This is a genomic window from Gottschalkiaceae bacterium SANA (assembly GCA_036323355.1).
GTDB lineage: Bacteria > Bacillota > Clostridia > Tissierellales > GPF-1 > GPF-1.
This window is the reverse complement of record AP028876.1, coordinates 698,939-721,236: the sequence shown is the minus strand read 5'-3', so window position 1 is coordinate 721,236 and position 22,298 is coordinate 698,939. Positions and strand designations below refer to the sequence as shown.

Sequence of the window (22,298 nt, the reverse complement as noted above, 5' to 3'; positions counted from 1 at the left end):
CTCCTCTATTTTAGCTTTTCAAGATCCAAAGGATATTGGCCATATTCTCTTGCCAATTCACATAATAAAATCAAATTTTCAATCGGCACATCCGGTTGAACAACATTTGCCGGTGACATAATATATCCACCGCCAGGGGCAAGATCGCGAATCCGTTCCTTCACTTCTTGTTCTACCACTTCTGGTGGGCCTGCCAATCGTTCCTGCAAATCAATTCCACCAAAGAACACAATGTCTTTGCCAAAATCACGCTTCAATTTTCCCGTATCCATCTCTTTTGCCAAGGGTTGAATGGGATTAAGTACTTCAATTCCCGCTTCAATCATATAGGGAATCAATTTTCTTACAGAACCGCAGCAATGCTGATAAATCTTTGCCTGTGGTGCTTTGCTCTTAATAAATGCATTTAACTTTTTCCGATATGGCATCATAAACTCTTTATAGGCATCCGGAGACATAAATGGCGCATTCTGATGAGCCAAGTCATCTTGTGTCTCAACAATCTGTACATAGGGTCCTACTGTACTCAATAAGACATCATAGTAGGCAATCAAAACCTCTAAGATCTTTTCCATCATCTTATGAATAAATGGTTTATTTAAAATCATGTCCATAGCGAACTGATCAAATCCCCGCAATTGAATACCCAAGTCCCAAAAACCACGAGAAGGTGATCGTGTTGAAATCGCAAAATCTGTTTCTTTATACCAATAGTCTATATCTGCTTTTAAATCACGGTCCCGATTGCCTTCATAGGGCTTGGGCCATGCATAATTGTCTAAATCCTCAAGCGTGGCACCTTGCAATGGATGGCTCATCCATTCATTGAATTTGCCGACTCGAATAACTTTTACACCCCATTCGTTGATTCTTCCACCGTCTTCTGTTGTTGCTGCCTTGTATTCTTGATTTGATTTTAAAAATACATGCCGAAAATCTCCACCTAATTTATCAAATACCCTGGGATCATAAATATTATCTCCATGACCGCTGCGAAAAGGTTCAACGTCTCCTTCAATTTGAAAATGCTCTTTCAATTGATAATAGACGGCATCATTCACGCTGGCTCCACTCGACCCAATACAGATTGGAACGCGATCCGGCTCTTCAAAATTCAAGGTTGCTGCAACCCGTTCTCTGGGCGTCATTACTTTTTTCATTTCTCCACCTACTCTTTCATGTAATCCCGCAATACCGTTAAAATCTCATCTTCTGTTGTTGCCGCTTTCATTTTCAACAGTGCTTCCTCTTCAGAAAAGCATTGCATCAATCGCTGCAAGGATTCTGGCTGATCCGACTGATCTGTGTTTGCTAAAAGAAAAATTAGTTCAACATCCAACTCTTCTGTTGCATCCCCCATACTACAAAAAGTCACGGGTTTCGAAAGCGTCATGACACCAATTGTGGATTGAATCACGTGATTCGCATTCGCATGCGGTATGGCTACCTTTACGCCTTCTGTGGGAAGTCCTGTTGGATATTGCATTTCCCGCTCAATAACAGCGTCGATATACGCCTCTTTAATAAATCCATTTTCCACCATTTGGTTTCCAAGGATCTGAATTGCTTCTCGTTGATTTTTTGCATCAACCCCGAGCAGCACATTCTGATTTTCTAGAATAAACATACTTTCTCCTTTCTCCCGTCTTGTAAAACCTAGCCCGATACCATCGGGCTAGGTTCAACAACTCCTAAAAGATGCTAAAAATCTTATGAACCAAGAATCCTAAAATATCGCCACCCATGTCAAAAGAAGAGCTTGCCGCTTCGCCAAGTCCTAATGAAGCCATAGTTCCAGTATGCACATCGCCCATTGCTGTTGCGATATAGAAAATTGGAACCATCCAAAGCATGGTTGTCAATACAATACGGAATACATTGCCTTTACAATAAGGTGCAATCGCTCCACACCAGTAAGGAATAATCGCCAAACTAGCAATTGGAATGATGCCATTGCCTGGTAGTAAAACGCCCATAATAACAGCGATTGGGTAAAGTAAAACGGCAGATGCCATAACAGATGGATGGCCCAATAGAGCCGCACAGTCAACTGCTACATAAACTTCCTTGTCCTCAAATTTTTCTTGAATAAATTCTGTAGCCGAGTTGGCGATTGGAATAACACCCTCACAAAGAACGGAAACCGTCTTTGGCAAGAAGACCATCATCACACCAACTTGAACACCCAAGTTTAAAACAGCCGCATAGCCATAGCCTGCAAGCAAACCAATAAAAGCACCAATCACAACACCCATAACACCTAGTTCACCAAAGATTCCCATACGCTTACGAATGTTTTCTGGCGACCCATTAATATCTCGGATTCCAGGAATCTTTTCAATCAATGCGTTAACTGGTTGTGCAAAAATTCCCGCTAAACTGACTGCACATGGAACCGAAATTCCTGGCATCCCATTGAATTCTTGATATCGTTTTGCCGTGTAGTCGGCAATAAAACTACCCAAAGTCAAATACAAAATAGCTGCTGCCACACCTAGCGTTACGCTTCCTGTTGTATACCATACAAAACCACCAACAACTTGACCATGCCAGTAAGACCAAATATCTGTCCACATGGTCTTTACAACACCAAGCATGACCAAAATAATATTAACAACAATAACACCGATAATAACAAATGCTAATCCTGGCCATGAAAAGGCAATACCCGCAGATCCCCAACCAACATCAGTTAAGGTCAAGCTTGTGTCAAAACGTGCTGCAAAAGCTTGAATCGCTGGTGTCAAACTTGCTGTTACCGCATTGACAACAACAAATAGACCTGCTAAGCCAATCCCTGCATATAATCCCCCGCGTATACTTTTGGAAAAACCAGCTTGAAAAATCAGACCGAGTAAAAACATAACAATAGCGACAAGTACGGGTCCCCCCAAACTTCCTAATATAGATGCAACCATAATAGTCCTCCATTTATTTGATTTATTGCTCAATAATTGCTAGAATTATTAAGTCATTCGTAAAGTCTCTTTGCGATTTGATTAAGTAGCATCACAAGCTGTTTCGACGCCTCTTGTGATGCTATTTTTATTCCTTGCAAATTTCTTTCATTTTCTGCATAATTTCTTCAGATAAGGCACGCTTTTTCTTCTTGGTTCCAATTAAATATGCCATGCCTTGCACGCCTGGTGCCTCGAACTTTGCATCAATCTGTGTCATCCATACCACAACCATGTTTTCCCTGCCCCGATAAGGTGTAATATCACCAATCATTGCATGCTTAACCTCAACATCATCCATCCCCGCATCACGTAGATGTTCCATAATCGTCATTTTTGCATTCATTGACGTGTTAATTCCTGCTCCGCAAACACATAAAATCAATTTTCTTTCTGCCACTTTGTCACCTCCCTTCATTTTTGGCCAACTGCGGCCTGACAAAATTGAAACGAACCCTGAATCTCTTCATTTGTAAGTTGATACGGTTCGCCCAAAAACTTTGCAATCCACGCTGTGTGCGCGGTTACTTCTATGGTTACTGATACATCCAAAGCCATTTCCAAATCGGTGCCTGCGCAGATCGGGCCGTGCGCAGCTAAATTGCATGCCCACCCATTTCCCAGTGTTTCAGCAATTTCGTTGTAGAAGGCTTGATCATAGGGACCAACATGAACGGTTTGCACCACAGGCACTTGGCCCCCGACAATATTTCCCTGAGTCGTTGTAATCACAGGGATTGGCTTTTTCACCGCCGCAAATGCCGTTGCATAACGGGAATGCGTATGAATCAGCGCATTCACATCGGGCCGGTTTTTAAAAATAGTCAAAAACATATCGGTTGCTACCGATATTTTTCGCTCGCCAGCAAGAAGATTTTTCTCTTCATCAATGATTAAGACATCCTGCCAGGTCATCTCTTCATAAGACATGCCGCTTGCGGAAATCGCAATCAATCCGGTTTCTGGATCCCTCGCACAGACAGTCCCCCCTGCTTGCGCAATCAAACCATAGGCCTTCATTTTAAGCCCAATGTCCAATACCTTTTCACGTAAATTTTGTAACATGTTTCCTCCTTTTGCTGCTAGCTTTTATGTTTGCAATGCCTCTTGGATTAGAGTAAGCATTTCACCCTTTGATTGTGATGCCCGAATCCGTCTCATTCGGTCTTCGTTTTGAAATATTGTGCGATTCACTAAATAGGGTAAACGACTTTCCGAATCCGTCAATGCCATCACCACAACAACATCAATATCAATCGCATCCCAAAAAATAGGTTGTCTTGTGCTCAGAATGCTCATCCCGTCTCGAATAACTTCTTTAGACGATACCGTATGAATAATCGCAATTCCTTTTTCCTGCGCGTCCAACAAACAGGTCAAACCCATTTCTTCTCGCTCATAAACATCTTGTAAATATCGTTTTGTTACAACTCCCTGGTCCACCATCTGTCGACATAAGAATTCAATACATTCTTCTTTTGTCGAAACTGCTTGTCGATTGAAAATCAAGTGACGATCAATCGGATACTTTTCCTTTTCACCATACTGCTTACGATACAAATAGCGAATTGTTTCAACCGCTTTTCCAGACACCACCTGATCTATACTGATAAATTGAATCCATTCTTTCTTGGGATTGATTGTTCCAACCACACATAAAATGGTATAGGTTTGTGATAGTTGCTGGATTTGATCATCTAAACTCACCTCCGAGAAGACGCCTATTTCTTTGATCTCGATTGGCAGATCATCAAGTGAACGATCCAACAGTTCCTTCAAATAAACGCTGGCACCTTGTCCCGTCATGCAGGTCGTTATAATCAATGGTTTTTTCATGGCTGGTTTTATCCGCTTATCATCCCGCCTCAGATGGCTGCGCTCTGGTGCTATCAAGTGCTTATGAATATCACTCAAGCTTATTTCTGCCATTCGACACATGCGCACCGCTTCCATCAACATCAAGACATCAAATCTTGCGACGGTTTTCACCTTAATCCCTGTGCTCTCTTCAATCAATGATCCAAATGCATTCAGCGAACCCATATCAACAAAAAGTAAAACGCCTTTCCCTTCATCCATTTTCCGAACTCGTTCCATCGCAAGAGGTAACACTTCGCTCGGTTGATCCTCCATCTTCATCGCGACATTGGCAATGTTCGCCTGGCCCATTAATGTTTCTGCCAAACGAATCATTGGAAGACCATACTCCCCATGATTAAGAACCAAGATTCCAATTCTCCCTGTATCTTTTTCCTTCTCGATATAACCCAACAAATACATAGCCACAAAGGCCGCTTCATCTTTTGGAAATTCCACCCCAGTTCTTGAGGTAATATACTCAGTCATCCGTAATGCAATCTCAAAAACATCCTTATGCTTGCTTTCAATCGTGCGGAGCTTTGGATTTTCAATGGCTTTCCCCGCCTTAACACGTTCAATCGTTTCATTGATATGCACCGCCAAAGAATAAAATAATTGCATATCGTATTTTTGGATAATTGGTGCAGCCAACTCCAATGCACGCTCGACGGTTGAAGCCAATTGTGTTCCAATGATTTTGATAATATTTTGCTTGTCAATGGGATAAGTCTTGTTTACCTTTTTCTGAATAAATCCTTCAATTTTCTCTCCAATATACTGTTGTGTTTCTTCAATTGATCGTTCCGATTCCTTGCTTTCTTGAAAAAGGTGTTCCGTTAATTTATATATGGTTTCTTCGTCTTTAAGATTAAATAGCGAAGCTTCCAGACGACCATCTTTTGGAATCGTAAGTCCTTGATAATGTACAATTTGATTTGCCTCTTTGTAGAATTGATTCTTATCCATCAAATTTCTTTGAATCTGATGATCCACCAAATCAAATGTAATTCGGATTTCTTTTTTGTTTTCAATCATTGATTCCAAATAGGCCTTTGCGATACATACTTGAATTTCATTGAACAATTTTCCAACATTACCCTTGGGCATATGCAACAAGAAAGCCAAAGCGCTGTCATGGTCAAGCCAAATATCCTTTTGCAGTTGTTTGGCTTGTACAAGCAGATATCGTTCGATCAACTCCAATCGTTCCGATGCTGGCCTCTGCTTCAATGGTGGAATATGAACCATCATGGGGAATCGCCTCAAAAAGGTATCCAGCAAACATTCTGTTGGTTCCTCCGTTGTTGCCGCAACGATGAACACATTAATTTCTCGCTCACGGTCACTCTCACCCAATCGTCGATAAACACCTTCGTCAATAATTTTAAAAAGAATCTCTTGCCCTTCTGCTGGCATTCTGTGTACTTCATCTAAAAACAAAATGCTATTTCGCGCCTTTTCCACCAATCCAATACGATCATCAGAAGCACCCGTATAGGCTCCCTTTTTCACACCAAACAACATGGATAAGATGAGTTGTGAGTTTTCTGCATAATCCGCACAATTGAAATGCACAAATTCACTATTTAAAGGAAACCTTCCCTTCATCCGCCCAAACTCATACATTTTTCTTGCAAGCATAGTCTTGCCCACACCGCTTTCGCCAGTGATCAAGGTATTTAGACCCTTTGGCGGATACATCACGGCTGCTTCAAGGGATTGAATCACGGTTTTAAAACTGCCAAGATTTCCTACAATATCCGAATAAACACTTTCTAATTCCGCTATATTGACAAGCTTTTGTTTCTTGTTCCCTCGCTCTGAATTTTTCGGTTTTGCTTCTGTCATGCTGACTCGAATCTGTTTCATCATATAGGGGGAAATTGAAAATCCTTTTTTGCCAAGCTCCCGGATTAATTCTCGATTGGGAAGATCACTGTCTTCTTGCAAAATACCTGCGATTTCCTCAGCAACATACTGCTTAAATCGAGTTCGAGACTCTTCAATTCCATGTCGCTTTCTCGCTTTTGTAATACTGGTGCGATCACAAGCAAGAAGTTCCGCCAATTGTTGGTCTTGATAGGGCTCCTTCCGGTCTTCTTTTTGAATTTCCTGCAAAATCATCTCAACTAGTTCCATCTTCTTCTCCCACTCCTTATTATTGCAATTTTCATGCCAATCACATTATTTAGACTTTTTCCCTGTAATTCAGGGCTTATTTCTACTTTATCGATTTATATTCGCCCATTTATTTCAAACATGAAAAAAAGTGACGATATATTTTATTATATCATCACTTTTTTTCAATTTTCTATCAACTTCACTTTATTAATTCACTTTTTTAAAATCCCATTTCTTGAATGTAAATTCCGTTGAAGGTTTTTTCGCTTGATAACTCGATATAGGCACATTTTTTTTGTATTTCCTCTAGATTCTCTTTCAGATTCAAATCAAAAAGTGCTTTATAGGCTCCTGCGAAGGAAGCATTCCCGATCGCTTTGCTACGACCTACCAACTCATTAGGAATGAGTCCGATCGTCCCCGCATGCTGTAGATTTAAATATTGACCAAATCCCCCTGCAAGATGAAGACTTTTAATCTGACCGATCGAGATTTCCATATGTGATGCCAGGACCTTGATTCCCGCTGCAATCGCCGCCTTTGCAAGCTGAACCTCACGAATGTCTTTTTGCGTGAAGACAATTTGATTTCCTTCTTGGCACAAAATCAAATCACCACTCGCCATTCTGCCAGTTTTATCAATCCGTCCGGTCCGAATTCCTTCCGAAACAACATCGATAATCCCGGACCCACAAATCCCAATTGGATCCGCCTCATCGATTGTTGAATATGCAATGCGATCACCATCAAATTGTACCTTGTCAATCGCTCCAGAAATTCCACCAATTCCCGACTGTATTCCAGCACCCTCAAAAGCGGGACCTGCTGCCGTAGCTGCACAGACCACTTTATTTTGATCCATCAGTAGGATTTCCCCGTTGGTTCCAAGATCCAACAGACAAACCGGCTGACATTCTTCAAGCTCTTTTCCATATGCATAGAGACCCGAGACAATATCGCCACCAACATAAGCTGAAATACATGGAAATAGATGAACCGTTCCCGGCCAGTTCTCCGCAAAGAACATCTTTGCCTCAAATTCAACATATTCCGAATGACTTACTACAAAGGGAGCAAGAGCCAATTCTTGCGGATCATAGCCTTGCAGCAAGTAGAGCATGGTTGTATTCCCCGAAATCACAAAATCTGTGATGTCTAAACCAGCAATTTTTTCCAACTCGCATAAGGCTTTAATTTTCTTTTTGATTTCCTCCAAAATTAAGGCCTGCAAGACCTCACCGCCATCTCTTTTAGATGCCTCAATTCGTGAAATCACATCTGCTCCATAACTACTTTGCGGGTTTAAAAAACTTGCCACTTGAACAATCGCCTTCTTCTCGCGCGATACAAGCCCAATCACAACAGTCGTTGTGCCCAAATCAATGGCCACGCCATAGCCCTTACCCTTTTCACTCTTCATCTTAATGGAATCGGCAAGGTCAAAGGTGGATAGACTTTGATAAGTCACCTTGTCTGCTAGCCTAATCTTCATGCCAGAACGAATTGGGTGGGCGCAAGACAAGCGAAGTCCAGCCTCAATTTCCTCAGATGAAAAAAATCGGCCTTCCTGTTCATTGGCTATTGGACACTCTTCTAGAATTTGCACCTTGCATTTCCCACAGGTCTGATTTCCCGAACAAACTGCCGATACCTCGTAGCCCGATTCTCGCAGAAATTCAAGAATGCTCTGCTTCTTGTCACAAGAAATTTCTCTTTTTCCGTTTCCTTGAATAATCTCAACCATTGCCTCTCCTCAATATCCCGTCCGATAGGGACAAAGCCGATTTCCTGTACAACGTGTGCATTCGTGGTCCACCTCATTATAAGGAAGATGACGACCAATGCCATATACAAACATCATTGCTTTATCCGGCACAATCATATAAGAATCATTCAACTCACCCGATAGTTTCGTCTTACCCTGTAATTTTTCATAAATCATTTCTTGTTTCTCTAAAGGGAAGCCCTTCTCTCCAGGTGAATACCGAACCGTTAAGTTTTCCCCCTCCGACAAAGATTTCATCATTTCCAGGCGAAGCTGACTTGCGACTTGCATAATGGTCTCTCCAAGCATTTCATTCAGCAAATAACCCAGCATATATTGCTTGCCTGCAAAGTAGCCTTTTAAAATCTCAACGACTTTGCTGCCGATATTCACATAACAGTAAGCCTTTTTTTTACAGGAATCCAATTCAACAATATCAAAAGTCAACGAATCTTCTTCAATTAAACAAACTGATTCCACTTCAACCGCTTCCTGAATCTCCACAAGAAGGGTTTGATAGTATTGATCCATTACGTCGGTCATGGCCTCCGAAACCTTCATTCTCCGATAAATTTTCTTTTGGTCCAGTTTTATCTCCGTATTGATACGCAATAACAAATCCTTCCACCCCCTATGTCCCTATACGTAGATTCAAGCCTTGCTTCTCTGCCATTTCCAAGATACGACTTACAAAACGAATGCCGATCGCCGAGAACAAAACAATTTCCGTAGCCTCATGATGCTGAGCAATCTCCCATCGTAATGTCTGACCAACTCCATTGACCAAATAGACACCTTCCGAGCTTCGAATAAATCCCTTCAAACGATAGGTCTCTTTGGCAATCGATTCAATAAACAGCTTCCAAGCATGAATTGAATGCTCCCCATTGTCATGAATCACAACCGTCTGCATGCGAGATTCCCACGTATTCAAATTAGCTACGCTTTCTTGCCCGCGATGCGATAATAGCGCCAGCATCTGTGACAAATCAACATCACAAAACTGAGTCCGTAAAATTTGATTGTCGGGTTGAATTTTACTTAAGACCGCTTCCACTAATTCTAATTTTCTCTCGGTCTGCAAATCAGTCTTATTCAATAGTACAAGATCACTATAGTATATTTGCCTTTCAAGAACGGGTAGAATCTGCATCTGATCAAGAAAATAAACTGCATCCACCATACAAATTGCTCCATGGTACATTGCATTGACTTTCTTACCCTTCAGATATTGAATCGCATCCTGCATGCTTGATGGATCGGCCAGTCCAGAGGCTTCAACAAACAACCACTCCACTCCCTGATCATCCATTGCCTCCAGTGCCGTATAAAACTGCGATTTTAAACAAGCACAAAAAATCGAACCTGAATTCAATTCCGATAATTGATACCCCATATCCTGTATCAAGCGCCCGTCAATGCCAATATCGCCAAATTCATTCACAACCACTCCAACGCGGCCTTCCAAACGACTTGCTAACAAGCGAGAAAGGAGCGTGGTTTTCCCCGCTCCTAAAAACCCTGTCAATAATATGATCTTCATGGCTTCTCTCCTACTATGCCAAACTTTTGATTAGCCCTTCAATAGTTTCAAACAACTCTTTTTCACTCGGAATAATCGAAGACCATGTCAACTTTCCATTGATATAAATAGATGGCAAATTGGTGACACCCATTTTCTTTGTCCTTGCAATATCCTCTCGTCTCGTATACTTGTACTCTACAATTTCAACTGCATCTCCAAACTTCGGTTTTGCAAGCATGGCCGAGTTCATCATATAGGTACATGCTGCACATGTTGCCGAATCCAACGTAAACACTTCAATTAAAACATGTTTAAGGTCTTGATAGACCGGCAATTCGATTTCAATTGGTTCTTCTTCAATGGCTTGATATCCCGCCACCATCTCACGTACTTCTTCTGTTTGCAGAGCTGCCTGTGCAGCCGCAATGGTATTTTCGATTGGCACATCATAGGGCATGTCACAACCTGGAGCGACAATTAAATTTTTCTGATCCATAGAGTCGATCAAATCAACGACATATTTCATATTGTCCAATTGTGAACCATATAGCATGGTTGTTGTTAAAGGAATATTGCCGCCTGTCGTGATATTATAATCGTCCATGACTTTTTTTGCATCTTGAATCACGACATTTTCATCAATCGATATGGAATCTGGATTTGTTTTACACATAACATCCAATTGATTCGTTGCGTTTCCACAAACAAAGAAAGCTGAATACGCTTCTTTTGCTCGAATATAATCAAATACCGCTGTAAACGGCTCCGATAAATGTTGAGTAAAATGCGCCGGTGACACCTGGCTGACCAGCGGATCCACAACCGCTATAACATCCATTCCCGCTTCAATATAATACTCCGCCATCTTCATTGCAACTTCCGCGCAATATTCAACCAACTCTTTCACATACTTTGGATCTAAAATCATATCCATAAAAATCTGGCTGCCACGAAGGTGGGACGCCAATGTGAATGGTCCGCAGATCAATCCATAAAGGGCAGTGTCTTCTCCTACAGCCGTTTTCATTCGTTCCATGGTGCGAAGAATCATAGGAATCCTTCCACTCTCTTTTTGGGGCATTTTGCATGCGCAAGGAATCTTCTTTTCCTTACTCAATGGATGAGATGCAATGGAAGGTGGATTGTCTTCTGCCCATAATAAATCACATCCCATAATTTCTGCTTCCACTTGCAAATCAAATACAATTGGCATGCCATCTGGTCGATACAACCGGTGTACCTCAAGCAAAGCCTCTTCTAATTTCTTTTCATCTGTCAAAACTTCCTTTGCTGTATAGCCCTTTAATTTACCCGCATGAATCCCTGCAAAAGGAACCCAGCCCGGTCGTTCTACATCCTCATGTCGCAGTATACGTAACAATAAATCTTTTCCCATCATATCCTCCTCGACTTTATCTATCTTTATTATATGATCATATTAATTACTTTTCTTTCATTGAGGCTTTATGTTTTAGCATTTTTATGTCATAATAGCAGAGATAACCAAAATGAAAATGATGAAAATATAGAAATAATAGAAAACCAAAAACGTCTTTAGCATTATTTGGAGGTGCTTATGAAGAAAACAGATTTGCCACTACCATCGATTCAACAACATATTGACGCCTTGAGCCTCTCTACAGAGTTGCCAATCCGCTTTGTCTCCTCCGATCATTTAACCACGCACTTTTCTCTGCAAGAACAACATCTTTGCACACCCCTAGCCCTTTATAACAACACCGAAAGCAGTTGCAGCCAATGCTTTCAAACGGCTCAACGGGTAGCAAAAAAGATGGGAGAAGCTTATATTTTTACTTGTCCCTCCGGATTTATTCATATCGCCATGAGCCTTCTTCAAGATCACGATGACTTTGGAACCATCCTTATCGGTCCCATTCAAATCAAAGCTTTGGAACAACACACCCTTGAAGAATTTATTCGCTTGCATCATGAACCTTCCCATCAATTAGCCGATTCCTTATTAAAAATTCAGCGCATGCGTTCCTTCACATCAAATGAAATTCATGCCCTTGCAACCCTAACCTATATCACCATTACACGCCTATTTGATCAAGAAATTATCTATAAGAAACTGCGAGAAGAAAAAAAGAGCCAAGCACGCATCGGCGAAACCCTTTACGATTACAAGTCTTCAAATTTACCGATTCAATTTTCGAATGACAATAAAAGCAATGTGCTTGAGTTCGTATTGCAATGCGACAAAGAAAATGCAAAAGAATCTATGGAAAAACTGATCAACGAACTATTATTGCTCGAATCAGGTAATCTCGATTTGGTAAAAGTAAGGGTGCTTGAATTCTATTCCCTCATTGCGCGAACAGCGGTAGAAAAAGGACTTGAACTGGATTCCGTTTTTGATTTGAATTTCAAGTTCATTTCTTCTTTAAGCAACATCTTTACCGTAAATGAGCTTCACGCCTGGGCAGTTGAAACCATCTCTTTCTTTATCGATGAGTTATTTGTTCATGCCTCTAGGCAACATACACCACTCATTTCAAAAGCGCTATCCATTCTCGAAAACAACTTTACAAGTGAAATCTCTCTTGCTTCCGTTGCAAAGGAGCTTCATGTAAGCGAAGGACATCTTTCTAAACTCTTCCACCGGGAAATGGATGTGCCTTTTTCCACCTACATCAATCAACTCCGCATCGCAAAGAGCAAAGACTTGCTTCAAAGCACGAATATGACCATTAGCGAAATCGCTTTTGCCGTTGGTTATAATCATCAAAACTATTTCACCCGTGTTTTTAAACGCATCTCCAATATGTCACCTTCTGTTTTTCGGGCAAAAAAATAAGGCAATCCTCGTTATGAGAATCACCTTATTATTTTACCTGCAAGGATAAATATGATAAAATCGGTACATCAAAGCTCAAAACAGCTCTCTGGCGGGAGTAGGATTGCTCGACAATCAATGTTTTCGAGCTTTGTTTTTTTGAGCTTTTTCATCTGTTCCTCCTAAGTTTTTACTGCAATTCGTCCAAAATACTTACTACAATTTTATCTGAATCCAAGCCATATTTTTTCTTAACGTCTGCTGTTTTTCCTGATTCTGTAAATTCATCCTGCACACCAAATCGCATCAGTTTTACCGAATTTGAAAAGCTACTCAATTCCTCTGCAATTGCTCCTCCGAGTCCACCAATAACAGTATGGTTTTCAATGGTCGCAAATCGCTCCGTTTTCTTTGCCATTTCTTTTATCAAAATCTTATCAATCGGCTTAAGTGAACGAATATTAACGAGAGTCACTTTTTTCCCAGCATTTGATAACTCCTCAAAGACCTCATGTGCTTGTTTCGCAGCCGTTCCTTCATATACTAGTGCAACATCATATCCATCAGATTCAACTATTTCCGCTTCTCCTGAAACGAAAACCGTCTTACTCTCTCTTTCTGGAACAAGATCTCGGGCTACGCGAATATATACAGGACCATCAATCTCACAAGCAAGTTTCACTGCTTGCATGACTTCTTTTTCATTGCTAGGAACTAGCACCGTCATATTTGGTATAACACGCGTAATAGCAAGATCTTCATTTGCATGATGTGATGCGCCGTCAGGTCCATCATCCATTCCCGGATGCGTTCCTAGTATCTTCACATTTGCATTTTCATAACACGCTTGCCTCAATTGCGTCCACGAGGTTCCAGTCACAAAAATTGCAAAATTAACATAAAACGGAATCATTCCCTCACCTGCCATACCCATGGCAAGGCTCACAGCACTACTTTCCGCAATCCCTAACTCTACAAATGACTCAGGATGTTCTACAGCAAACTCATGAGCACGAGTTGATGTATCGAGATCACTATCAATAACTGTAATATTTGGAAACTCTACCTTAGCAGCATTCAATGCTTTCCCAACATAATCCCTAAGAGAAATATACTTTTGTTCCATCATTCTACCCCCATCGTTGCTAAGTCCTGCATTGCAATTTCATATTCCTCATCCGAAATAACACCACTATGCCATTGAGGGTTGTTTTCCATAAAAGAAACCCCTTTTCCTTTTACGGTTTTCGCTATGATGACTGTTGGTTTATACTCTTCATTTTTCGCACAATTAATTGCGGATCGAATTGCATGAAAGTCATGGCCATCAATTTCTGTTGCATTCCAATTAAATGCTTTGAATTTTTCATCAAGAGGATCAATATTCATTTGTTCACAGGCTTTACAATGCGATGAAAGACCATTCTTATCAACAAACACAACCAAATTGGATAGACCATAATGACCTGCTTCCATAATTGCTTCCCAAATCTGTCCCTCTTGCATTTCGCCATCACCTAAAATGACAAATACTCGGCTCTCATCTTTATTAATCTTCTTTCCCATCGCCATACCAACACCAATCGATAGCCCTTGACCTAAAAGTCCCGTTGTTGCATCGGTTTGTGGAATCGATAATGCGTGTGGATGACCCTCTAGCCGCGAATCGATATTTCGAAATCCTTTCATTTCAGATTCAGCTATAAATCCAAAATCATGCAATATCGCATACTGAGCTGGTACTGCATGTCCTTTCGACAACACAACCCGTGATCGATGTTTTTTGCTAAAATCAACTTCATCCTGATAAACAACATTCAGAAAATCAATACAGGATAAAGCACCACCCGGGTGACCCGCTCCACCATCATAGATCATTTTAATAATCTGTTTTCTATATTCTTGTGATTTTACGGATAATTCCGCGATATTCAAAAGCATTTTGTTCCTCCTACGCTAAGCCAAATAGCTTCCCAATGTTAAACAGGATTAAGCCTAAAAAGTTAAAGTCTGTTTCTGGAAATCCAGTTCCTGTCAAACCAATTGATTCCATCACTGGATACATTAATGCAGGTCCCACTGCAATTAGAATTCCTGTAACAAAGCTACCAACAACTGCACCTTTCCAGCCACCTGTTGCATTACCAAATACACCCGCAGTCGCACCGATAAAGAAATATGGTATTGCAACTGGTATAATTACAGGCCATCCAATTGCTGCGAAAATTACCATACAAAGCAAACCAGCAACATATGCTGAAATGAATCCTACTACAGTAGCAGTTGGTGCATATGGAAATACTACAGGGCAGTCTAAAGCTGGTTTAGCATTTGGAATAAATTTTTCCGAAATACCAACAAAGGCAGGCACAATCTCACCTAACAACATCCGTACCCCAGTAATAATTACATAAAGTGCCGCTGTAAAGGTAAGCGCCTGAATCAATGGATACAACAGCCAATGTGTTCCACCAGCAATCGCTTCTACCTTTGTTCTTCCAGCTGCAAATGCTGAAATATAGTAAAAAATACCAATGGAAATCGCGACCGACATAATGTAATCCTTGAAAATCGCAAGCCATCCAGGTAAAACAATGGATTCCGTGCTTTTCTTTGGATCTCCAACTTTCGATCCAATCCAACCAGATATTGCATATGCGATTGTACAATAATGTCCCATCGCTATTTCATCATGGCCCGTAATTTTTCTCATAAATGGTTGAGCAATCGAAGGATACATTGACGCTGATAATCCTAAGAAAATCGCACCCAATACAACTGTTACTCCATCACTGAGTCCCAAAGCTTTAAAAATCACGGTTAGCATAGCAGCTAAAAATAGATTGTGCTGTCCAGTTAGAAAAATATACTTAAATCTCGTTAATCGGGCGATGATAAGGTTCATCACAAATCCCAATACCATTACAAGTGCAATTACTGCTGGAAACTGTGTCTGTGCCATCGCCGTTACAGCTTCCGCTAAAGGCAAAACACCTTGCACATTAAATCCTTCTGAAAATAATGTTTGAAAATTCGCTAGAGCACCAACTGCAACCCCAGCACCAGCCCCAAAGATCAAAAATCCAACAACTGTTTTAAACGTTCCCGTAATCACCGCGACAGATGATTTCTTCTGCAACAATAACCCAATTAAAGCCATTGTTCCTACTAATAACGAAGCTTGACCCAAAACATCAAATACAATAAATTTAAGTAAATTAGATAGAATTTCCATTATTTTCCTCCAATCTTAAGTTGTTGATTCAAAAAACTTCATTAATTCCGCCTTCATGTACTGTTTATCCATGATATCCAAAATACCAATAACATAAACTCCCGAGTCTTTAAATTCTGAAACAAGGTCTTTCATCGTAATGATTAAATCAACATTGTAAGAATTTGCCCCACTCATAACATCATGCGATAATTCAAGCGGAAAATTATTCTCTGCAATTACTTGATCGAGTTTGATTCTAAGCATCATACTACTCCCCATACCAGTCCTGCAAAGTACTAACCCTGTTTTCATCTTATCCCCTCCTTTCTCTCTTCAAATTTGACAATATATTTAAAGACCTCACTAGGGCTATGAGCAAGATCTATCGCCCGATAAAATTCATCTACTTCTAGTAGCTCAACTAATTCCGATAATGCCTTCATATGTGTCTTAGCATCAACTGCACTTAATCCAAAAACATATTTCACAGGGTCATTTTCTTTATTGCCGAAATTCACAGGATTCTTTAGCGAAACCAAGCTAATCCCAATTCGTTTCGCTCCCTTTTCAGGTCGAGCATGCGGAATCGCAACATGCTTAGTAATCACTACATAAGGACCCAAATCGATAACCGATTGTATCATTTCATCAATATATTCTTTCGTGACACAATCTGCTTCATATAATAACTCACCTGCAGATTGCACGGCCTCTCTCCAATTATCACATTCAACCTTCAATTTCACTTTGCTTTCAGTTAGAACTTCACTCAACAACGGCTGTGCCTCCTTTTTATGACGTTTTACAAAATATCGATCAACTTTATTTAATTCAAATTTCATTCTATTTTTTAATTCTTTATTTATGCATTCATCGGCCAAGCAATATAGTTTCTCTAGTGCATCCGATATTTCTAGGCTTTGCTGCTCTCCTTTCTCAAGATTACAGTTCATCCGATTATGATTAAAGTATCTCTTCAGATCCGTTACATTCTCATCGGTCAAAAAAGGGCTCACCCGAATAGATGGAAATTTGCTCTTTATTGGCACCGTCGTAATAATTAAATCAAGTTCCGATCCTGATTCATATTTAGTCAATTCATGAAATCCAATTACACCTACAATATGCAAGTGAAAATGCTGATTCAATCGCTGCAAAACTACCTGGGCAGTCCCCATCCCTGTACTACAAACAATTAAGACCTTTGGAATCAATAAAACTTGCCTTTTCCTCTCGACCGAGGCACCAAAATGCATGACCAAATACGCAATTTCATCGTCCGTTATTGTTGTATCTACAAATTTCTCAATTGGAGAAATATGAGTAACAACCGCTTGATATATTTCAAAATAATTTTCTAATATTTCTTTTAGCAGGGGATTTCTTAAGATCATATGATTCTTAATTCGATAAATCGCAGTATTAATATGTTTGATTAAACCTTCATATAAGCGATCATCATCCTTGAAGTCAATCTTCAATTCATTACCTACATTTTTTATCAGCTCTGATGATACGATTTGAATATTTAACCATTTTTCGTATAGTTTCGTTTCACCTTGCATATCATTCTTTCCAATAAGGTGTAATGTAATATATCCCAATTCTTCTTCTGGCAAGGTTATATCTAATTCACTTTCAATCAACTGAGCAATATATCTTGCCATCAGGAATACTTTTTCATCCTTGATTTCAGCATACAATTCTTGATCGAATACGATTTCGTGACCACTTTCTAGCCTCAATATCGAAACGCCAATATGAATTAATAAGCTATCAAATGCGATATCGGTTAACGTATGGCCGAAGAAATCTTCCGCCTCACATATGATCTTCTTGATTAAACGCAGATCAATTTCTCGGAAAACTTTTCCCAAAATACTATCATCTTTAGCAAATTGTACCATCCCAATCTGTTGATGTTGAAAGTCTTTAATCAACGAAACAATTAATTCACGTTTTGTCTCTTCTGGTCCCTCAATTTTCATTCCCTTGTGTGCCGATCCTTCGAGACGAATCTGATCAACTTTTAACCATTTTTTTATTTCTTTGATATCGGCAATAATCGTACCTCGACTCACTTTTGCCCGATCTGCCAAATCATCAAGTGTAACAAAATCTTTTGAAAACAACAATTCAATTAAGATATACTTCTTTCTTTCTTCAGGAGAAAATTGATATTTGATATCGTTTTCTTCATCTATGTATCGTAAAAAACGATTCAGTTCTTCGTTCGATGCTTCAAGATCAACATTTCTTCCATGATATTCAATGGATATCTTTAACTCACTATCCCATAATATTTTCTCTATATACTCCAAATCATTTCGTATCGTTCTTTCGGACACACCAAATGTATCCATCCAAGTTTCTAAATTTAATTTTTGATTGTAAATCAATCCTTTTAATAAAATTGCTTGACGATAATTCATCTCTTCTCCCCTCACATACAGTGTAATTCGGACTATGTCTTTCAAACAGTTCAAATTATTACAAGTTTTGTGAAAAATATTATTACCTAATTTTATAATAAACCGGATTGATAAAATCAACCCGGTTTATTATAAAAAATATATTTTTTTAGTGTCATCACATGCATAGGATAAAAATTATCCAAATTTTCTTCAAGCACATTTTGAAGCACTTCGATCTCCACCCACCGCAAGTTTTTCGTTTCATTGGTCTCCTCTGCAAGCTTGCCTATCGCTCTGCAAATAAATGTCTGCACCATAATCGGATAAACCTCACTAATATTTTGCGTACTTGCAAAGGGCGTATACTGAAGAACTCGATATCCATGGGATTCAAACCAAAAAGCATTCTCTTCCCCTTCAATCTCAGTCACCGTCAATCCTGTCTCCTCCCAAATTTCTCGACGCAAACAATCATAAATATTTTCAAATTCACGAATTTTTCCTGCTGGAATCTCACATAAACCAGCCTCTGCTTCCGCACCAACCTTTTCTCGATCCTGAAGCAAAACATACCGCTTCCCATCTTCAATTTTCTCAATAATTCCTGCCGCTGCCGGCTTCATAAAGCGTTCTTCCATCTCGGTCCCCCGTCAAAAACCTATCATCAACCTTTATTATGGCAAGATCTGTGTATGATGATTCTTCAGCCATTTTCGTTCTTCCTTGTAATTGGGGCAAATCGACTCCACCAAATTCCAAAATTCTTTGGAATGATTCATCTGAAGCAGATGACAACACTCATGCACCACCAAATAGTCAACCACTTCAATTGGCATCACAATGGCATGCCAATTGAAGTTCAGATTCCCTTTGCTGCTGCAGCTTCCCCAGCGGGTTTTTTGAGATTTCACACGAATTTGATTCACACTCACACCCAAACGTTCAGCAAAAAAAGAGACCCTCGCTTGGAAAATTTCTTTCGCCAGTTCTCGATACGTCTGTTCAATCAAGACTTGTGCCTCTTCTGGCGTTCCATCACCAGTCAATACAACAGCCTCAAACCCCATATGCAATTGAAAGGGATGCTGAGCCTTCTCCCACCGAAAGGGTCTGGCTTTGCCCAAATACTGAATGACCTCCGCTTCCAAATAGTTTTTCCCCTGTTCTGATTCCCTAATCAGCATTTGCTTTCTTGACCGATTAATCCAATCGTCTTTATCTTGAATCAATTGGTCAATGGTTTTCCGTGAAGTACCTAAAGGTACCCGAACCCGCAATTCATGGGGATTAATCCATTTTAATTCAAAGCTTCTTCTTTTTCGATACTCCACCTGAATCGTGATTGCTTTTTCCATTTTCACTGATCCTTCCATAGACGTTCTTTACTTTCTCTGCCCTTATTCTATGCAAGGCACCGTCTGATCACAAGGCTTTTCTCCAATAAAAAAGCCGGCTACATAACTAGCCGACTCTACACTCTTACATGCCACAAATTTTTTCAAGTTTTCCTTGGAAGCCCTTCAAAAGCCACTTCACAAAAAATCCAGTTACAGGAATAGAAATGATCGTTCCTTCCTTGAACCCGACCAAATGTCCCAAAAAGACCATGGATACAACAATCGCAAGAATAACAATCGTTGAGTCAAATGCAATCTTCACATTTCCAAAGTTTCTATTGGTTCTTTTAGCGATGGCACCAATAGCTCCCTCTGCCGGTGGTGTAATAACGTCGGGCACGACCGATAGAACAATACCCACAGCCAAAACAAAGGATCCAGCAATCAAAAGTCCCATACGGCTTATATAGGTTTCCGGATGAACATTCTTCACCAGCATCATCGAAAAATCTATAAAGGTACTGAATAAAATGCCTACCACGATTTGAAAATATTGCCGCTTCTCGAATTCTTTTCCCAACAAAACCACCTGAATTAAAATATAGGCAATTGTCAAAAAGAATGTTGTTACGCCAAAGGAAAACGGTGTAATAAAGGACAAGGCATAGGGAAATGTACTAATTGGCGCAATCCCTAAATCTGTTTTCACTGTTAATGCAATTCCCAATGTATATAGGAAGAGTCCAATTACATAGACTGCAACTCGTCGTTTCATATTGCTTTTCATTTTCTATTCCCTCTTTCCCTACTCTGCACACATCACATCGAGCTTATTTACCGCTTCAAACAAGACTTCAATAAATTTTTCCCGGTCTACATCCACCAAAACACGTGTATTCGGTTTCTCATATCGCATCCACTCGCGAAGATCCGCAGCAGTTCGGCCTAATGTTGGACCATCGTTGCAATCAATCTCCACCTGAAGATCTTGATAGGTAAAAATCTCTGGCTTCAACAAGTACATCACCGCGCAAACATCATGCAATGGGAATGAAGCATAGCCCTCCGCATCATGATAGCTTACATAAAACTTTAAAAGATCGCCGCACATTTTTGATACACGACCGCCTTTTTGACGCAAGGATTCGATTTCCTCATGAGTAATTCCACCAGCATGAGTCACTTCCAATCCACTCATAATTACCGGAATTCCTGATTTAAAAACAATCCATGCCGCTTCTGGGTCTACCATAATGTTGAACTCGGCATCCGGCGTCATATTGCCCGCATAAATCGAGCCGCCCATAATGGAGATCACTTCGATTTTTTCTTTGACTTCCGGGAATGTCGCCAACAACAAACCGATATTCGTTAGTGGTCCCACAGGCACCAAGGTAACCTTGCCATCGCAATTCATAATCTTTTCTCGCATAAAGGTAACCGCATTGGTTGAATCCAACTCAAATGTTGGTTCTGGGAAGTCCCATCCGTCAAGACCGGATTCTCCATGAACCAGATCGCCCAAAACCAATTCTCTGGCAATCGGTTTTGCCGCCCCACTAGCTGCAGGCGTGCTCATTCCCAAGTAGGTATAAATTCGTCTCAAGTTCAACGTTACTTTTTCTAAGGTCTGATTGCCTGCCACCGTGGTTACACCCAGTACATTGAAAAAATCTGGATTTCCCAATGCTAACAGAATAGCCATCATATCGTCATGCCCCGGATCACAGTCGATCATAATATTTTTTCTCATTTTTGCCCCTCCTAATATCATCCATTTGTTTACTTATCCTTCTCCATAATACAACATTCTTTTAGCGTCTGCACGAACTTTTTTCAACAAAATCAGACCTTCTAAACTTTTGAGTGAGTTTTAATCAAATGACGAAGCCCTTGCAACGACCGCATCTCATAGAAAAGTCTTGTAATCATTTTTACCAAGCCAATTAGAATGATGAAGAAAGAATAAAGGGGCAAGCCAAGTCTCCACGATATCAATTACATTTGGCACAATTCTGCCTTTCTCTGTTGCAGCAGATAAGGCAGAATCAGAAATATGATTAATCGAACCCTTCTTCTTTGGAAATTACATGAATAGATATCACTTATACTAGTCATTCTTATCATTTGTCGTTAAAGAAAAATGAATTGCCCTAAGTCTTGCACGTATCTCCTGCAAACTTTTCTTTATCTCTTACTATTCTAGCTAAACAAGGTTTTTACGCCCATATTATCCATTAACACAGAAGTTTGGCTCGTGTTGGTTCTTCTGGAATATATATCTAACATATGTTGTTAATACACT

20 protein-coding genes are annotated in these 22,298 nt (G+C 40.1%); 1 reads left to right on the top strand and 19 read right to left on the bottom strand.

Annotated elements, in window-relative coordinates; translation table 11 throughout:
- Positions 1-5 precede the first annotated feature (5 nt).
- The 10 genes from AC25CA_RS03535 to AC25CA_RS03490 form a co-directional block, all read right to left on the bottom strand.
- A complete protein-coding gene (locus tag AC25CA_RS03535; RefSeq protein ID WP_486815663.1) occupies positions 6-1,160 on the bottom strand; it encodes a uroporphyrinogen decarboxylase family protein in 1,155 nt (384 codons plus the stop codon).
- Between the two features lie 8 nt (positions 1,161-1,168).
- Positions 1,169-1,627: a PTS sugar transporter subunit IIA gene (locus AC25CA_RS03530; protein WP_486815662.1), complete on the bottom strand. Its 459-nt coding sequence runs from the start codon at positions 1,625-1,627 to the stop codon at positions 1,169-1,171.
- Positions 1,628-1,691: 64 nt separating this feature from the next.
- Positions 1,692-2,918 (bottom strand): PTS transporter subunit IIC, encoded by a 1,227-nt coding sequence (locus AC25CA_RS03525; RefSeq protein WP_486815661.1) that lies wholly within the window; start codon positions 2,916-2,918, stop codon positions 1,692-1,694.
- A gap of 127 nt (positions 2,919-3,045) precedes the next feature.
- On the bottom strand, positions 3,046-3,357 hold the full coding sequence (locus AC25CA_RS03520; RefSeq protein WP_486815660.1) for a hypothetical protein: 312 nt from the start codon (positions 3,355-3,357) through the stop codon (positions 3,046-3,048).
- Positions 3,358-3,371: 14 nt separating this feature from the next.
- Positions 3,372-4,022 (bottom strand): class II aldolase/adducin family protein, encoded by a 651-nt coding sequence (locus AC25CA_RS03515; RefSeq protein ID WP_486815659.1) that lies wholly within the window; start codon positions 4,020-4,022, stop codon positions 3,372-3,374.
- A 24-nt stretch (positions 4,023-4,046) separates the two neighbouring features.
- Positions 4,047-6,956: a sigma 54-interacting transcriptional regulator gene (locus AC25CA_RS03510; RefSeq protein WP_486815658.1), complete on the bottom strand. Its 2,910-nt coding sequence runs from the start codon at positions 6,954-6,956 to the stop codon at positions 4,047-4,049.
- Positions 6,957-7,158: 202 nt separating this feature from the next.
- The gene (locus tag AC25CA_RS03505; RefSeq protein WP_486815657.1) at positions 7,159-8,682 is read right to left on the bottom strand and encodes an ASKHA domain-containing protein; all 1,524 of its coding nucleotides are present in this window, start codon (positions 8,680-8,682) and stop codon (positions 7,159-7,161) included.
- A 9-nt stretch (positions 8,683-8,691) separates the two neighbouring features.
- Positions 8,692-9,321 (bottom strand): hypothetical protein, encoded by a 630-nt coding sequence (locus AC25CA_RS03500; protein ID WP_486815656.1) that lies wholly within the window; start codon positions 9,319-9,321, stop codon positions 8,692-8,694.
- Between the two features lie 13 nt (positions 9,322-9,334).
- Complete coding sequence (locus AC25CA_RS03495; RefSeq protein WP_486815655.1) at positions 9,335-10,246, bottom strand: CobW family GTP-binding protein; 912 nt, start codon at positions 10,244-10,246, stop codon at positions 9,335-9,337.
- Positions 10,247-10,259: 13 nt separating this feature from the next.
- Positions 10,260-11,627, bottom strand: a complete 1,368-nt coding sequence (locus AC25CA_RS03490) for a uroporphyrinogen decarboxylase family protein (RefSeq protein ID WP_486815654.1) — start codon at positions 11,625-11,627, stop codon at positions 10,260-10,262.
- A 177-nt stretch (positions 11,628-11,804) separates the two neighbouring features.
- Between AC25CA_RS03490 and AC25CA_RS03485 the strand changes: the two genes are divergently transcribed.
- Positions 11,805-13,046 (top strand): helix-turn-helix domain-containing protein, encoded by a 1,242-nt coding sequence (locus AC25CA_RS03485; RefSeq protein WP_486815653.1) that lies wholly within the window; start codon positions 11,805-11,807, stop codon positions 13,044-13,046.
- A gap of 169 nt (positions 13,047-13,215) precedes the next feature.
- On the opposite strand, the gene AC25CA_RS03480 is transcribed toward AC25CA_RS03485, so the two are convergent.
- The 9 genes from AC25CA_RS03480 to AC25CA_RS03440 all read right to left on the bottom strand — a co-directional run bounded on the left by AC25CA_RS03480 (position 13,216) and on the right by AC25CA_RS03440 (position 21,746).
- The gene (locus AC25CA_RS03480; protein ID WP_486815652.1) at positions 13,216-14,154 is read right to left on the bottom strand and encodes a transketolase family protein; all 939 of its coding nucleotides are present in this window, start codon (positions 14,152-14,154) and stop codon (positions 13,216-13,218) included.
- Positions 14,151-14,966, bottom strand: coding sequence for a transketolase (locus AC25CA_RS03475; protein WP_486815651.1), 816 nt, complete (start codon positions 14,964-14,966; stop codon positions 14,151-14,153). Before AC25CA_RS03475 ends, AC25CA_RS03480 begins: the two co-directional genes overlap by 4 nt.
- 10 nt (positions 14,967-14,976) lie before the next feature.
- On the bottom strand, positions 14,977-16,260 hold the full coding sequence (ulaA, locus tag AC25CA_RS03470; protein WP_486815650.1) for a PTS ascorbate transporter subunit IIC: 1,284 nt from the start codon (positions 16,258-16,260) through the stop codon (positions 14,977-14,979).
- A gap of 15 nt (positions 16,261-16,275) precedes the next feature.
- Positions 16,276-16,554 carry a PTS sugar transporter subunit IIB gene (locus AC25CA_RS03465; protein WP_486815649.1) on the bottom strand — a complete coding sequence of 93 codons (279 nt, stop codon included), beginning with the start codon at positions 16,552-16,554 and terminating at the stop codon, positions 16,276-16,278.
- Positions 16,551-18,674 carry a BglG family transcription antiterminator gene (locus AC25CA_RS03460; protein ID WP_486815648.1) on the bottom strand — a complete coding sequence of 708 codons (2,124 nt, stop codon included), beginning with the start codon at positions 18,672-18,674 and terminating at the stop codon, positions 16,551-16,553. Before AC25CA_RS03460 ends, AC25CA_RS03465 begins: the two co-directional genes overlap by 4 nt.
- A gap of 116 nt (positions 18,675-18,790) precedes the next feature.
- Positions 18,791-19,294: an NUDIX hydrolase gene (locus AC25CA_RS03455; RefSeq protein ID WP_486815647.1), complete on the bottom strand. Its 504-nt coding sequence runs from the start codon at positions 19,292-19,294 to the stop codon at positions 18,791-18,793.
- 36 nt (positions 19,295-19,330) lie between these two features.
- On the bottom strand, positions 19,331-20,011 hold the full coding sequence (locus tag AC25CA_RS03450) for a M48 family metallopeptidase (RefSeq protein WP_486815646.1): 681 nt from the start codon (positions 20,009-20,011) through the stop codon (positions 19,331-19,333).
- A 124-nt stretch (positions 20,012-20,135) separates the two neighbouring features.
- Positions 20,136-20,780, bottom strand: a complete 645-nt coding sequence (locus AC25CA_RS03445; RefSeq protein ID WP_486815645.1) for a YczE/YyaS/YitT family protein — start codon at positions 20,778-20,780, stop codon at positions 20,136-20,138.
- Between the two features lie 18 nt (positions 20,781-20,798).
- Positions 20,799-21,746, bottom strand: coding sequence for a nucleoside hydrolase (locus tag AC25CA_RS03440; RefSeq protein WP_486815644.1), 948 nt, complete (start codon positions 21,744-21,746; stop codon positions 20,799-20,801).
- Positions 21,747-22,298: the final 552 nt, after the last annotated feature.